Source organism: Pseudomonas sp. F2 (genome assembly GCF_057174385.1).
The window spans coordinates 1,707,983-1,721,959 of the sequence record NZ_CM169904.1; the positions used below are offsets into that span (position 1 = coordinate 1,707,983).

General features: G+C 56.5%; 18 protein-coding genes. 9 read left to right on the forward strand and 9 right to left on the reverse strand.

The window, feature by feature from the left end; translation table 11 throughout:
* Positions 1-30: 30 nt before the first annotated feature.
* Complete coding sequence (locus tag AC193Q_RS07500; protein ID WP_483879381.1) at positions 31-660, reverse strand: hypothetical protein; 630 nt, start codon at positions 658-660, stop codon at positions 31-33.
* A gap of 433 nt (positions 661-1,093) precedes the next feature.
* A complete protein-coding gene (locus tag AC193Q_RS07505; RefSeq protein ID WP_483879382.1) occupies positions 1,094-2,047 on the reverse strand; it encodes a hypothetical protein in 954 nt (317 codons plus the stop codon).
* Between the two features lie 792 nt (positions 2,048-2,839).
* Between AC193Q_RS07505 and AC193Q_RS07510 the strand changes: the two genes are divergently transcribed.
* The gene (locus tag AC193Q_RS07510) at positions 2,840-3,709 is read left to right on the forward strand and encodes an HNH endonuclease (RefSeq protein WP_483879383.1); all 870 of its coding nucleotides are present in this window, start codon (positions 2,840-2,842) and stop codon (positions 3,707-3,709) included.
* A 58-nt stretch (positions 3,710-3,767) separates the two neighbouring features.
* Here AC193Q_RS07510 and AC193Q_RS07515 read toward each other — a convergent pair whose 3' ends face one another.
* On the reverse strand, positions 3,768-4,370 hold the full coding sequence (locus tag AC193Q_RS07515) for a terminase small subunit (protein ID WP_483879384.1): 603 nt from the start codon (positions 4,368-4,370) through the stop codon (positions 3,768-3,770).
* 221 nt (positions 4,371-4,591) lie between these two features.
* On the opposite strand from AC193Q_RS07515, the gene AC193Q_RS07520 reads away from it, so the two are divergent.
* A complete protein-coding gene (locus AC193Q_RS07520; RefSeq protein ID WP_483879385.1) occupies positions 4,592-4,792 on the forward strand; it encodes a KTSC domain-containing protein in 201 nt (66 codons plus the stop codon).
* A 138-nt stretch (positions 4,793-4,930) separates the two neighbouring features.
* Here the strand turns inward: AC193Q_RS07520 and AC193Q_RS07525 are convergent, their stop codons facing one another.
* The 6 genes from AC193Q_RS07525 to AC193Q_RS07550 form a co-directional block, all read right to left on the reverse strand.
* Positions 4,931-5,263 (reverse strand): phage holin family protein, encoded by a 333-nt coding sequence (locus AC193Q_RS07525; RefSeq protein ID WP_483879386.1) that lies wholly within the window; start codon positions 5,261-5,263, stop codon positions 4,931-4,933.
* A 536-nt stretch (positions 5,264-5,799) separates the two neighbouring features.
* The gene (locus AC193Q_RS07530; RefSeq protein ID WP_134023329.1) at positions 5,800-6,159 is read right to left on the reverse strand and encodes a PA0613 family protein; all 360 of its coding nucleotides are present in this window, start codon (positions 6,157-6,159) and stop codon (positions 5,800-5,802) included.
* Positions 6,152-8,371 carry a VapE domain-containing protein gene (locus AC193Q_RS07535; protein WP_483879387.1) on the reverse strand — a complete coding sequence of 740 codons (2,220 nt, stop codon included), beginning with the start codon at positions 8,369-8,371 and terminating at the stop codon, positions 6,152-6,154. The genes AC193Q_RS07530 and AC193Q_RS07535 overlap by 8 nt, the downstream gene beginning before the upstream one ends.
* Positions 8,361-8,585, reverse strand: coding sequence for a TraR/DksA family transcriptional regulator (locus tag AC193Q_RS07540; RefSeq protein WP_008080171.1), 225 nt, complete (start codon positions 8,583-8,585; stop codon positions 8,361-8,363). The genes AC193Q_RS07535 and AC193Q_RS07540 overlap by 11 nt, the downstream gene beginning before the upstream one ends.
* Positions 8,578-9,096, reverse strand: a complete 519-nt coding sequence (locus AC193Q_RS07545; protein ID WP_009049401.1) for a phage regulatory CII family protein — start codon at positions 9,094-9,096, stop codon at positions 8,578-8,580. The genes AC193Q_RS07540 and AC193Q_RS07545 overlap by 8 nt, the downstream gene beginning before the upstream one ends.
* A 319-nt stretch (positions 9,097-9,415) precedes the next feature.
* Positions 9,416-9,667, reverse strand: coding sequence for a helix-turn-helix domain-containing protein (locus AC193Q_RS07550; RefSeq protein ID WP_483879388.1), 252 nt, complete (start codon positions 9,665-9,667; stop codon positions 9,416-9,418).
* A 101-nt stretch (positions 9,668-9,768) separates the two neighbouring features.
* Between AC193Q_RS07550 and AC193Q_RS07555 the strand changes: the two genes are divergently transcribed.
* The 7 genes from AC193Q_RS07555 to AC193Q_RS07585 all read left to right on the forward strand — a co-directional run bounded on the left by AC193Q_RS07555 (position 9,769) and on the right by AC193Q_RS07585 (position 13,910).
* Positions 9,769-10,530: a S24 family peptidase gene (locus AC193Q_RS07555; protein ID WP_102688073.1), complete on the forward strand. Its 762-nt coding sequence runs from the start codon at positions 9,769-9,771 to the stop codon at positions 10,528-10,530.
* A gap of 253 nt (positions 10,531-10,783) precedes the next feature.
* Positions 10,784-11,374 carry a hypothetical protein gene (locus tag AC193Q_RS07560; protein WP_483879389.1) on the forward strand — a complete coding sequence of 197 codons (591 nt, stop codon included), beginning with the start codon at positions 10,784-10,786 and terminating at the stop codon, positions 11,372-11,374.
* 10 nt (positions 11,375-11,384) lie between these two features.
* The gene (locus tag AC193Q_RS07565) at positions 11,385-11,666 is read left to right on the forward strand and encodes a phage antirepressor KilAC domain-containing protein (protein WP_483879390.1); all 282 of its coding nucleotides are present in this window, start codon (positions 11,385-11,387) and stop codon (positions 11,664-11,666) included.
* A gap of 158 nt (positions 11,667-11,824) precedes the next feature.
* Positions 11,825-12,208, forward strand: a complete 384-nt coding sequence (locus tag AC193Q_RS07570) for a pyocin activator PrtN family protein (RefSeq protein WP_483879391.1) — start codon at positions 11,825-11,827, stop codon at positions 12,206-12,208.
* Complete coding sequence (locus AC193Q_RS07575; protein WP_483879392.1) at positions 12,202-12,675, forward strand: hypothetical protein; 474 nt, start codon at positions 12,202-12,204, stop codon at positions 12,673-12,675. Before AC193Q_RS07570 ends, AC193Q_RS07575 begins: the two co-directional genes overlap by 7 nt.
* Positions 12,672-12,878 (forward strand): DUF4224 domain-containing protein, encoded by a 207-nt coding sequence (locus tag AC193Q_RS07580; RefSeq protein WP_060843854.1) that lies wholly within the window; start codon positions 12,672-12,674, stop codon positions 12,876-12,878. Before AC193Q_RS07575 ends, AC193Q_RS07580 begins: the two co-directional genes overlap by 4 nt.
* Positions 12,879-13,910: a site-specific integrase gene (locus AC193Q_RS07585; RefSeq protein WP_056785472.1), complete on the forward strand. Its 1,032-nt coding sequence runs from the start codon at positions 12,879-12,881 to the stop codon at positions 13,908-13,910.
* The last annotated feature ends 67 nt before the right edge of the window (positions 13,911-13,977 follow it).

Below are 13,977 nucleotides of genomic sequence, written 5' to 3' on the forward strand. Positions count from 1 at the left end.
AGCCCAGCCGAAGCTGGGCCTTATTTTTTACTATCGCAGCGACCAGTTGGTCTGGCCGCGTGCAATCACGCCAGGAGTACGACCGTAGCGCTGCGCAAGAGAGGGAGCCAATTCAGGAAAAAGCTCTTCCATATACGGGACCATCATGGCCACGTATACCTCGAAGGAAGGGTGCTTACGCCATTGTCCTGCTTCGATAGTATTGTGGTATGAACGATCAAACCATCCGCGCAAAACTAGCAGCGCCCCCTCAATACGATCTTCCAAGAGATCGGCACTGCGCGCCTTGGTGTGGCCTTCCTTTTTCAAGATTTCTCGCTCCACGTAAGTTCCTGGGCGATAGCCAGTGATCTCGTGAACCTCCATGATCCGCTCATGAATCTCGCGATGCTCCTTTTGATCGCTTCTAAGATCAGCAGCAAATCGGAAGTCACAGTAAAGGCAATGTGCGACAGCATTCGGACCACCTGGTGAATCCAGGTAATGATCGATCACTGCCTGAAACCGGCTGTTCAGCTCTTTATAATTGCGAACACCGAGAAACTCCGCCGCGGCAAGGTCTAATCGCTTACCGTGAGGCAGTTCTGGATGCGCTTGTTTGAGTTGCTTCGCGAGGCGCTTGACGCTTTGTACGTCAGCGAAAGTAAGGGCGTGTTGCATATCAGCCTCCAGGGGCTGGGCCTGTTGTCCACTACGAGAACCCAATATAGGGCTTGTCTGAAACGGGTGAAATCACGATAGCGCTATTGCTTTGCTAAGAGTGGACGGCGGGCACCTACCGAATGTGCCTATTAATAGGTTACTGGAATTCTAACGAACGCCGCAAGGTAACCAAAAAAGAAATGAGTCTCGTGCTTCTACTGAGGTCGTAGAGTCGGCGAGCGACTAAAAGCGCGGGGGCACTGACGATGCGGTTATCGATTTCCCTTAGAAGATTTCAAGATACGTTGGGCGAAAGGAGTTTTCTGAATGGAGCTTCATGAGGGTGTGCCGACTATCACCCATAGTTTCAGCGTTAAGTCTGGGCAACCAGACTTAACGCTGCGGTTGAAATTCTCTAGAAAGCTTTACCCCTAAACTCCAACGCAGCACGTTACTCCTCCGGCTGCTCTTGAACTCCGAGATCCCGATACCTTTGCTTACCCCAAACGTTAGGATCGGGTATCACCTCGATCACCCTAGTTGGCGGAGTGTTTATACGAAAGCCTGGCTCCATCTTTTCACGCATTTCGAGGTACTGACCCAGAAAGGCATCGTAAGCCAGGCGAGGCGCGTACTGAACGTTTCCTTTTTGGTCTACCGCTTCTCCATGGTAGAAGAAGTCCACGCCCTGGCTAAGTGGCACTAGAACGCTGGCGGCAGACTTGTAGTCGCCCTCATAAAGCGTGAGCCGCAACTGGGCTTTTTCGCCGTACAGCAGGCTCATTTGCTCAGAGAACCAATTGACGTATCGGTCGCCGTTGATCCGCATGGGGTTCCCAGGCAACGTATAAGCAGTGTCTATATCTCGGTTCTTACGAATGCGGCTCGCCATTCCATTCAGTTCCAGTCCCTCAGCGAACTCGACATCAACCTGCTCTCCAGCATCGATTTTGATCGGCTTGCTCATCGAAATCACGGGCCACAACAAATTCTTGGAGAAGAATGAGGCGCCGCCCTTCGACAAATTCCTCGCCTGCACAATCTCCCATTTAGCTGCCGTCAGGAGCATTGGCGCCGCCGTAATGTTTGTGACACGGACTGTAATGTAAACCTGCTCATTTACTTTTTGCCCATCGCTGGTTTGTCCGAACATCACAGTAGGACTGAGCCAAGTCTCTTTAACAACAAGCCCGCGGCCCTTGCTCACGGCTGTGGTTTCGCTAAGACGCTTCAGCACTTCTTTCGTGATGCCAATGCACGTGCTGCTAACGGATGCACCCGCACCAGTAACGATCGACGAGCACGGTCCAGTGGTTTGCATATTCTGAGATTGCGCCAGAGCAAACTGAGGCAATGCAAGCACCGAAATCATCATCACCGCCCAGCGAACTTTTTCCTTCATCATGGTCGTGTATCGACAGTGGATTTAACCACCGCGCCTTCCCCGGTCACGATTGGTGAGGCCGCACCCTGGGTGGACATCCCGCTGTTCGGAGTGGTACCAGTAGCCTGCGACCTGTTCGGTCCTTTGGCTTCAGTTACGACATGCGCACCAGGTCCAGTAACGATGGGAGAGGAGGGATTGTAAGTGGACATAGAGGGGCTGGGTTGCTCTGCTGGTTGCAACGTTAAGCCTATCTGTTTGGGATTCACTTCAACACGAAACCCTCGATTTTGAACGATTGCTGAGACGGCAACCACCGCAATCACAACAACGAGTGTGAACGTCACTAACGTTATCTTCCAGTCACTCTTCCGTCTTGCGGGCGCCTTACGCGAACGTCTATTCAATTTTGAACTCCTGTAATTATGGCTTGGCCCTATCCCTAGGGCCGCTGCAGACAGTTGCTGATTCATCTAAGCGAGTGCGAGGAGAGTATCCTAGTTCGCACATGAGACGCGACAGGCTCACTACTCACTCGTTTTCATGCATCAAGACCGACGATATCCATACCTCGCGGCACAGCTAATCCAAATCCCCTCCGCGTCCAACACCGAACAAAGCAACTTTGAATCATGAATGTGGGCCCAGTGCTGGCTCGTACGACAGTCGGAGAACGCTCATGCGTTTGACCAACACGGCACTGCTTAATATGCATGGGTCGTATGCATACCGGAAGCAGATGTAGACTCAACGTCCGAGGTTAAAAGGACCAGCACATTTGCTTTTATGATCATCAACAGAGCCGAACGCCCAATGGAAAACCTGTCATCAGCGCGACTAAAGCCCGGCGCGATCTACACAAGAAACGATCTCAGCCAGCTTTTCGGAATCAAAGACGCCACCCTCAAAACCGGTATCTTTCGGCCCAAGGGATACGATTCGGTTTGGTTGTTTGTGACTGAACAGAAGACACCTGACCGAACCCAGTACGTTGATACCCTTACGGATGACACGCTGCGCATGGAAGGTCAATCCAAGGGACGCACTGACCATCTCATTTTCCAGCATAAGCAACTGGGGTTGGAGTTGTTGGTCTTCCATCGTCGAACGAGAAAAGAGTACTCCGGCGCGGGCTTCCGATACGAAGGAGCTTTTTGTTACGAAGACGCTTCTGGCTCTAAACCTACCTCATTCGTTTTAAAACGCGAAGGCGCCGATAGCTACGACGTCGATCTGAATGAGATGGAGAGGAAGCTTGGCACTCAAGGGGCATTCGATCCTTCAGACGTCACCGACTCACGCGAGCGGACCTTCGCCGCAATCGTGCAGCGTCGTGGCCAGACTCGTTTTAGGGCCATGTTGTTGAAAGCCTACAAGGGAAGATGTGCCATAACAGGATGCGATGTTGAACCGGCGCTTGAGGCCGCTCACATACACCCCTACCAGGGTGATCAGACAGATATGATCTCGAACGGGCTGCTCCTACGAGCTGACATTCATACGCTGTTCGATCTGGGACTGATTTGGATCGACCCAAAGAATTTGTCGATTCAGATCTCGGAGCGCATTCGGAAAAGTAGCGAGTATGCTTCGCTGGATCAAAGACTCCTTACTCTTCCCGAAAACGTGTCAGACCATCCAAGTAAAGCAGCTCTGGAATTCAGAATGAGCTCAAAAAAATGAGGCCACTGGCGCACAATCGCGATGTCAATCGAGTGACCTCAAGTCAGCACGCATATCGTTAGACTTCGCTCAATGTGAATCCGAAGTCGTCACTGGACACTTGAGCTGCTTCGTTAAGCCGCTGCCGCAGCGCAGCCGTTAGCTGCCTCTCAACTTCCCATGGATCCGACAGCGCGGCGAGCTGCGGCGCCAATTGAGGCGACAAGCTCATCAGCGATTGGTTGAGCGAACGTGCCGTCTCGTAGGCAGCCTTCTGCACGAAGCTGATCTCGACCAGTTCACCCTGCGCCTTGCGAAACTCCATCTCAGCCATCCGCGCCAGGTAGTGCTCTCGATGCGCTCGTGCTTTCTGAAAGTCCGGAGTCTGCCCTTGCGCAGGATCAACGGGCGGCGGCGCAGCCATTTTGGTCGGCTCGGATTGAGCTGCGACGTGGCTGTACACATCACGCTGAAGCCGCTCCTGTTGGTGGCGAGCAGATACGGCAACCTTGCTCGGGTCAGCGGTATCACGGATCAACGCTTCAGTGGCCAGCACGTCGACCTGCTTACCATTGGGTGACAGAACCAGGCGGCCATTCTCTTTCAGCCAGGTGATGTAGCTCGGTGATCGGCCGATGTGCGCCGCGAAGGCGCTTTTAGACAAGTACGTGGTTACGCTCATAAGCCCTCCTTTTCAGCGGCTTTTCAATGAATCCTTTCAAGATTTCAGTGGATTGAAATTTCAGTAAGCTGGCGGGCCTCCCACTAACAAGATCCCGCGGGTTTCCGACCCCGTGCCCTTTGAAAGTCGTCAGGGTCCCCGGCGACTTTTCGGTGGCCTGGGCTGCAGATCCGCCTCGCTCGACTAGTCTCTGTTGACGATCTGTCAAAGGGAGAGAAGTCATGGAGATGATTGCCGTGCGATCCAGTGCGATGACCGCTGTTGGTTACGACCCAGCGACAAGACGAATGAAAATCCGCTTTGAACAAGGCCACTCCTACGACTTCTGCGGTGTTCCCCCAGCAGTGCATCAAGGTTTGATGGCTGCCACATCAAAAGGCTCTTACTACAACCGCCACATACGTGATCGGTATCAGTGCTGAGTGACGTCTTCCATTTGGAAAGACGGACATCCCTGCGAAGGTTTCAGCTAGAGAGATTCCGCGAGTTCGATAACCCGTGTAGGGGGCGGCCCTCGGGGAGGACCCGGAAAAATCGGCGCCCCACCCGGCCTACCCAGATCATGCCTTCGGCTCGGCCTCGCTCAGGTCCAGCCGCTTGGCGACCCAGCGCTCGTACAAGCCGATGGCGACGTCCGCGCCGGCCATTGCGGTCAGGCAACCCAAGGCTCCTGCCGTCCAGATCGACAGGCCCGCGCCAAACAACAACATCATCGCCGACACGCCGCAGACGATGCAGGCACCGGACCGAAGTGCAAGGCGGCGCAGTAGCGCCCAGCCTCTTGCCCCATCCTTGTCAGCGCGCCACATCTCGCCGGACACGCCGCCAACTAATGACAGGGCAATCACGAACCAGATGGGCATTTCTGCCAGCGCCTGTTGCTCGTTCGTCATGGCCCTGCCCCTTAAACAAAAAGACCCTGCGCTCTGGCCAGGTCAGGTGGTGGGTGGCCTGCCGCGCTTTGTGGTCGCACCCATCGAAGATGGCCCCTTTTTACAGCTCGATTCTGCTGGCAGCAAGACCGTTTTAATGCCATCCGGTGAATGTGTGGGTGACGCCTGGTGAACGACTGGCGAATGTCGGTGAATATCTCAACCCGGCTGGCTTTTGCTTCTGTTGATTTAACGGCGTCCCATACGTCCCACTTCTCTAAAACAAGGTGGGACGTCTGAAAGTCCCGCAGATTGGGGCGTTGCCCCACCGTCCTACTTTTCTTTCTCTTTTCTCGTGTATAGAGAGAAATTTAAAAAACACGCGTGCGCGTGAACGCGCGTACCTGTGCCCGCTACGCATACACGGGTGGGAGGCAAAAAAGGTGGGACGGTGGGACAGCCCAACAACGACGGGGCCTGCGCCCGTCCCACGACTGCAAAAGCAGTAGGACGGACGCAGGTCGGTGGGACGGCGTGAGCCAAAGGGATGCCCACGATCAAGCCGCTTCCCCCAGGAGGAAGTGCTCGACCACGATGTGGGCGTCGTGCAGACGCTGGTAGTAAACGTTGCGCGTGCAGCCACTGCGCGTCAGACGTGCCGCCAAGGGCGCGTCAGGCTGGAAGTAATGCACCTGCACCACGGTCATCAGCTCGGGATCGAGGCGTTTCTTGACGATGCGTTCGATGTCCAGAGACGCCTCGAGCGGTACCCGGCTTCCTCGCCTGCCGCGCACCAGCTGACCACCGCTCTCCATCATCATGGCGACCATATTGCCGCCCGAGTAACCGGCAGCTACCTCGTCGCTGTGCAGCTCCTGCGCCCATTGTTTGAGGGCCATATCGATCGCCTTAATCATCGAAGCATGGCTCCTCGAACTCGTCCCGTTGCAGCGCAGACGCCCTGCCCCAACCCTCCGGTTTCTTGTACGCCCAAGGCCGCTGGCCGCTCTTGCTCAAGGCGCCCAAACGGAACCGCCGCCAGCCCAATCGATGCAGGATCGCACCCACGCGCATTTGCTCTGGTTTGCCCCAGTGGCCGGGATCGAGCTTGAGTGCCTGACTCATCACCTCACTGCCGGTGGTGGTCTCGCCGATTTGCGACTCTTCAAGCCAGGTCAGGATTGGCGTTTCCCATTCGTCCACCACGAAGCGTTCGTCCTGTTCCTCGCTGAACATTGGCGCCTCCTCTCGCGTTACCCACCATAGGTCGCCGGCCTCAAAGCAGAACATCGCTTCGGCCCACAGCTGATCGCGAATCTCGCGCAGCAACGCCACGTCGACCTTGGTACAGGCCACCGGCCAATAACGACGGTTGCCGGTGGCATCCTTGAGGTACTCGTCCTGGTTGGTGGTACCGACGAAGACACACTGACGTGGCACGTCCAGGGTTCTGCGGCCATAGCTTTCGCGGTAGGTGTCGGTCGACGCCGAGAAGAACTGCTTGGCCTTGGTGCTCTCGGCCTTGTTGAAGCTGTCCAGTTCGCCCAGCTCGACGATCCACTTGCCGCGAATCGCCTGGAAGCCGTCCTTGTCGCCGAGGGCAAACGGCGTATCCATGAACCACTCACCGCCGAGCACGCTCATGGCGGTCGACTTACCGGCGCCTTGTACGCCTTCGAGGATCATCACCGAGTCCGCCTTGCAGCCGGGCTTCATCACCCGTGCCACAGCCGAGATCATCCAGCGCTTGCCGACCTTGGACGTGTAATCGGTTGCCTTCACCCCCATGACATCGGTCAACCAGCGCTCCAGGCGCGGCACGCGATCCCATTCGAGTTTCTTCAAGTACTCGCACACCGGGTGAAACGCGTGGTCGTGAGCCACGACACTGACCGCCTCAATCACGTGCGAGGACTTCACACGCAGGTTGTACTGCTGCGCGAGCCACTTCATCACGCGCACGTCATCGATGTCGGCCCATTCGCCGGTACCGCCGCCATAAGGCGCAGCACGCAGCTTGACGATCTTCGAGCTGAAGGCGCAGTAGCTGATTACCCCAGCCCAGCGTTCATCGTGAGCGAGGATCAATTCGACGTTCTGCATGTGCGCGATCAGGGCGCCGCTCTCGCTGCGAGCCAGTTGATCTTTCCAGCCACCGGCGGCAGGTGGACGGACCACAGCGAGCACTTGGCGGCGAACCGCGTCGAGGCCTTCGGCGACGTGCAGGTCGTTGAAGTCGGTCCACTTGTCGTGACGCTCGACCGAGAAGATCGGCGCGACCACCTGGGCACCGACGATCAACGCAGCATTGCTCGCCTTCTCCTCGCCAGGGTTCCAAGCATCGCCATTAGGCTTAGTGGTTTTCCAATCGTCATCGCGGCAGATGATCAGCGGGCAGCCGGCAAAGCGTTCGCGCATGACCTTGCACACGGCCAGCAAGTTACCCGCATCGAAGGCCACGGCCACAGCGAGCGACGTCGCCATGTGCAGGCTGGCGCCGGTGGCGTAACCCTCGCAGACCAGCACCGGTTCGCCCGGTACCGGGTGCGGACCGAGCAGGTGGAATGTGCCCTCCTTCGCCATGCCGTAAGGCCAGTAGGATTTGTCGCGACCGGTGTCTTCTTGCTTGTTCGGGAAGATCACCTGCAGGCCCATGATCTGATCGCGAGCGTTCTTCATCGGCACCAGTACCGCACCAGTGCGCGGCGCGTAACGGACATTGATACCAACGATCTGCTTGCGGTCCAGGTAATCGCTACGCCCGGTGGTCGGCATGCGCTCGAACAAACCCTGCGCCCTTTTCGCGGCCCGTCGCGCAGCGTTATTCGCGATTTCGGCGGCGCGGCGCTTGGCTTCTTCCTGGCGAGCGCGCATCACTTCGCGCTCCTCGGAGGACATGCGACCGGCCTTGACTTTGATCTTCTGTGTCTCGCCCGAACGCCAGTCACCGAAGGCGCCGAAGATCAGGGTGTCGCCCTTCTCCGTGCGCTGCTCGTGGACCACGTACCAGCCGTTCTTTTCCTTGCCCTTGTCCTGCGATGTCTTACAGCGGGTCAGCTTGCCGAACACCAGCGGTTGCGCTGGCTCCAGACCGTAATCGGCGAATTGGCCCAATACCTCATCGAGCATGCTGAATCCCCCGCTCAGAGAGGGATTGGCAGCTGATGCACTGCGAGCAACCCGGTTGAGCCAGGCGGCGCGCTTCCGGGATCGGGTCGTCACACGCTTCACAGAACAGCAAGGAATGGGCAGCGCTTTCGGCTTTGGCAGCGCTCCGCGCGGCCATGGCCTGATCGATGCGTTCCTGCACCAGATCGTTGGCGAAATCGGCGATGTCAGCCACGGTCAGCACCTCGCGTCGTCTGATTGACGTAGGTGGCGCGGTTGAACAAACCCAGCAGACCTTGAATACCCCGGAACACCTGCAGGCGAATCGCCGCGAGTTCCTGATCGGTGACGACACCGTCACCGATGCTCTTGGCCCAGGTCTCGGCCAGATCGGCGACCTGGCGGAAGTATTCGGCGATACCCGTGGTGAGGGTCTCGGGCATATCGTTGGTGTAAGTGTCGGCCAATTCCTGCCAGATCGTGTCACCGACCAGCGCATGCACCGCATCGAGAATGCGGCGATCCTTGGTCAGTTCGAGGATCTCGCCAAACTCCTGAATATTGATGGAGTGGCTAGGGTGGGTCGGCGACAACTTGTGCTGCAGCGTGGTCGGGTTACGACCGGTCGTGGCTGCAATGGCAGCAGCGCCGCCCGGGTAATCGCGAGCGGCGTGGTACAGCGCTAAATCGAGCGGCAGGATTTCCCGCTGCGCCCGTTCCAGAGAACTGAGAGCGATTCGGCTCATGGCATTAATCCTAAAAGTTGCCAGTGCCGCGCGACAGGGAGTGGTGATACATTTGTCGCGTGGCTTGGTATGGCCCAAACGCCGGGAACCCTTGCAGGGGATGACCGGCACCGTGCCGGGGCGAACAATCCGTTGTTCACCCCTGGCGCAACAGCTGCCAGCTCTGTGGTAAGAACGGCAGCAACACCAAGGCTTCCGAGCCTTGGAAACGCGATGAAGGTCGGCGGCATGTGGTGTGCTCACCTTCCGACATCGCGGCCCGACCGCATTGTGGTGATGCTGTCGGGAGAAACTGGGCGACCCTTGGGTCGCCTTTTTTCTATGCAGCGTTTTCTACGCTTTGATTAGCTGGTGCCTGCATTCGCAAATATTGCCAATCAATGTCTGGCCTTAACGACTCACACGTCACTCGACTACTGCTATGTCGATCAATCGAAATGGATAAAGCTGCGTTCGCCCGACGATTGCCATAAGCGACCTGCTTTAATTGGCCGACTGAGGTATTACACCGAGAGGCAAAGGTCTTGAGCTGTGCGTCGTCTAGGATCTTTATGTATTCGAGAAGCGTCATTGCTAACCCCCTATTCCACACAAGATTAGCAACTGCTAATCCGGCCCGCAATAGCAAAACGTAATTTACATTTTGCTAACGGAGCACCGATGATTCCCTATATGAATATCTACGAAAAACGCCTCACGATTCTTAAAGCCCTGATTGGTGAAAACCAACTCAAGGACTTTGCCGGAGCGCATGCAGATGTGGACGCTTCGTACATTTCTCAGATCCTGAACGGGCACCGGACGTTGGGTGACCGGGCTGCCACGAACCTTGCTAAAAAGCTCGCAATTCCTGCTGATTTGCTTACCACGGGAACCTACTCGGCCGAGGATCAGCATCAAATCACCGCCGCTTGGATAGCTCTTGGCCTCAAGCCCCCAGTTTTGCCCCACCCCGCTTTCTTCAATGCAACCATCAACGAAACCGCCCTTAGAACCGCTGAGGAGCGAGAAGCAAGCGAGCAACGGCGCCCCGCCCCAGTGCCCGTAGTCGGAAAGGCAATGTTGGGTACTGACGGCTATTTCGACGCGCTTGAGTACCCCCCTGGGCATGGCGATGGCTACTTGGAAATCATCAGTTCCGATCCCGATGCATATGGCTTGAAAGTCGTGGGAAGCAGCATGCACCCACGCATCAAAAACGGGGAGTTTGTGCTTATTGAGCCGAATCATCGTTATCAAACTGGCGATGAGGTACTCGTGAGGACCACCGACGGTAGGGCGATGGTGAAAGAGTTCATTTATCACCGGGACGGTCAACTTCGGTTCGACAGCATTAACGACAGCTACCCTCCTATCTTCTTGGAAGAAAAGCTCGTCGAAAAAATTCATTACGTAGGCGCTATTTTGAAGGCGTCAAAGTACTTGGAGATCTGAAATTTAGCATTTGCTATTGCGAAACAGATTAGCTGTTGCTAATTTGCGCTCACTCTTTCACCACAGAGCGAGCAAAGTTCATGCATACCAAAGCTACTATTCACCTGCACCCAACCATCGCTGATCCCTGCCGTATTTTCGAGGTTCGCCGTTTGGCCCGAGAAACTGGCTGCGCTTTTATCAGCACCAAGACCTTCAAAAAACGTCACCCTCCTGCCAAAAGTTTCGACCCGAACGGCGGAGGGCGCGCGGCATGATCAAGTACAAGATCGACAACCGCACCCTGCAGTTGCTCAATGCCCAGGTCAATCTGACCGAGACCTTCAACCACATCCTGCGCACAGTACCGAAGCGTGATTGCCTGGCGTTTCGCCTCAAGGCTGAGCGCGGCACAGTGGAAAGCACCTTTGTCGTGGAGCTGGGCAGCGAACGCCACACGCTGACCCTGCAAAACGACAAGAAGATGCACCTCAAACTCGCCGACTTCATCGAAGAGATTGCCAACGGTCCGTTCGACGCGAGCAACTCCAGTGACCTGGTGCATCGCCCGCATGCAGATCGTCAATACGGCCGCTTTGAAGTCCTGGACAAGCAGCGCGTATTCGAACTTGTGCACACCGGCGGTGTGCTGAGTCTCGATATGGGTTTCGAGCTTCCCCTGTATGTGGCGCTGCATCGCACCCATTCACGCCGCGGCGCCACCGCCATCTTGAGCATCGGCAACAAGAGCCCGCATACGCGTTGCTTCACCCTGTACGCCCCCGATGTCGAGATCTACGCAAAACTCATTGAGTCCATCAACCACCTTGCTGCAGCGGCCACTCCTGCTGCGCATGCTGCTTGAGGAACAGTTTATGGAACGCACCCTCGCCCAAGCAGCCGCTCAACTCGGCCTCACTCGCCCCAAACTGATCGCTCTCATGCGGGAAAAAGGTTTGCTCAAGGGAAACCTGCCGGCAAACCCGAAGCGAGACAAAGCGTACCTGCGGGTCAAGGACAGCCCCTGGTACGACGAGAAACACGGAATGCAGTACAGCCAGTCGACTCGGGTGAAGCAGGCCGGTATCCGTTGGCTGGCCGAGCAGTTGGACATCGATCTTCCTGCCATCCCGGTAGATCGCCGTGACGTGGCCTAGGGAGTACGCCCGCCAGATCATTGCCATGCGCACACGTGAGGAGCGCAACGCCGCGCTCCTCGAAGTGCCCGAACATCTGCGCGAGCTGACCAGATGCCACTGCCTGAACGCCTGGAACCACCCGGCACGACAACAACGCAAGGAGGCTCGACAAGGCCATGAGTAACGCTGCACAGAACCCGCTCCGCCTGCATCCGGCGCCCGAATCGGCCACCGTCGAACTGCTCTATCGCATCTTCGGTGACGTCCTGATCCCGCTGGAAAAAGTCCGCGAGCAGTACTTTCGCAATCTCAACGAGCAGTCGTTCGTGACGGAGATCAACAGCGGCCGGATCCAGCTTCCGATCACCACGCTGGACACCAGCCGCAAGGCGCTGAAGTACGCGCACATCCGCCACGTCGCCTCGCTGATCGACATCCGCGCCTACAAAGCGGATGAAGACATGCAGCGACAGCACGACGGCCAACGCCCTGTTGCCCCCACACCACTGACGGCTGTCACCACCAGCCAACGACAATCCCAGGAGCACACCACATGCTGACCCCAATACAAATCGGTGCACTCATCACCCTGATAGTTCTGGCCGCCCTGCTGCTCTGGGGCGGTTACATCATGGGCCGCAGCGATGGCCTGGAGACCGGCCTGCGCGAGGGTGAAGACATCCAGCGCGCCGCAAGCGCCAAAACCATCCGCGAGCTCCAGGCCTCCCTGCAGTTCATCCGGGCCGATCACACGCGCTTGGCACACACCTGCAAACGATTTGAAGCAGGTCCACTCTTCGGCCTGGCCGAGCACCAGACGCTGGTCGATATCGGCGAGCTGCTGCGGATCGCCGCCGAGACCTTCAGCGCCTTTCGTACCGGCAAGAAGCTCGAGTGTGATGCCCGATCGCTGCGCGAACAGGCGCTTGTAATGGCTGCGCAGCTGTACCCAGGAACCGAGGGCGGCAAGGCCGCAATGCAAGCGCACTCGAAGCGATCTGCATTTCCTAGCAAGGAGCCAGCATGAGTATTCAATTTCTTAGCCATGAGCAAGTCTGCGAACTGACCGGAGCTAAAACTAAAGCCGGTCAGATTATGGTGCTGAAGCGCAATGGCATTCGCCATACCATCAAGCGCAATGGCTGGCCTTGCGTGATTGCGTCCGCGTTGACAGGAGCAACTACCAACGCGACAGAAACTCCAACGTGGCAGCCGCGCCTGGTGGGATGAATGGGTAGAAGACCAACAAAGCCGGGGAGCATTCCTCGCCTGCGCGAGAGAAAACGCGGCAACACAACCTATTACCTTTACGACACTGGCGGGAAACCACGCAAGGAGATCCCGCTAGGTACGGATTACGGCCTGGCCATCTTAGAGTACGCAAAGCTCGAAAAAAGCCGCGTCTCTCAAGCCCTGACACAAACCGTACTTACCTTTGCTTACGTAGCCGAGCTTTATATGAATGAGGTGGTTCCCACCAAAGCCCACGCCACCCAAAAAGACAACGCGCGCGAACTCAAAAACCTTCTTCTGTTCTTCAACGACCCGCCCGCCCCTCTAGAAGCTATCGAACCGAAGCATGTCAGCCAGTACCTTCGTCACCGTGGCAAGACAGCACCTATTCGCGCGAATCGGGAGAAGGCATTACTCAGCTCCATCTGGAACTTTGCTCGCGAGAATGGCTATACATCTTTGGCAAATCCTTGCTCAGGCGTGAAAGGTAACAAAGAAACCGGTCGCGACATATATGTTGAAGACGACGTACTTGCGAGAGCCTACCGACATGCTGATCAGCCATTGAGGGACGCTTTGGACCTGTTCTACCTAACAGGCCAGAGGATCGCAGACACATTGAAGATGGATGAGCGAGACATAAAAGACGGAAAGCTCTCCGTTCAGCAAGGCAAGACCGGGGCTAAACGAAGGATCGAGATCATTGGTGAGCTCAAAGTCGTAATCGATCGAATCATGACGCGAAAGGCTGGGCACAAAATCAGATCAACACGTCTGGTAGTAATCGACTCTGGGCAGCCAATGACGACCAGCATGCTCAGAAAGCGGTTTGATGACGCCAGGGAAGCAGCCGGAATTCCAAAAGCAGAATTTCAGATGCGCGACCTAAGAGCAAAAGCGGCGACGGATAAGGAGGAGTCAACGGGGAGCATCCGAGAAGCTAGGGACCAGCTAGGACATACAACCGTTGGGATGACAGAACAGTACATCCGAATGCGCAAGGGGATGAAGGTTACCCCTACGAAGTGACTGGCGGTCACGAATTGCGGAAAAGATTTTTTGATTGCGGAAAAAAGAACTAAGGGCTTGCATGAGG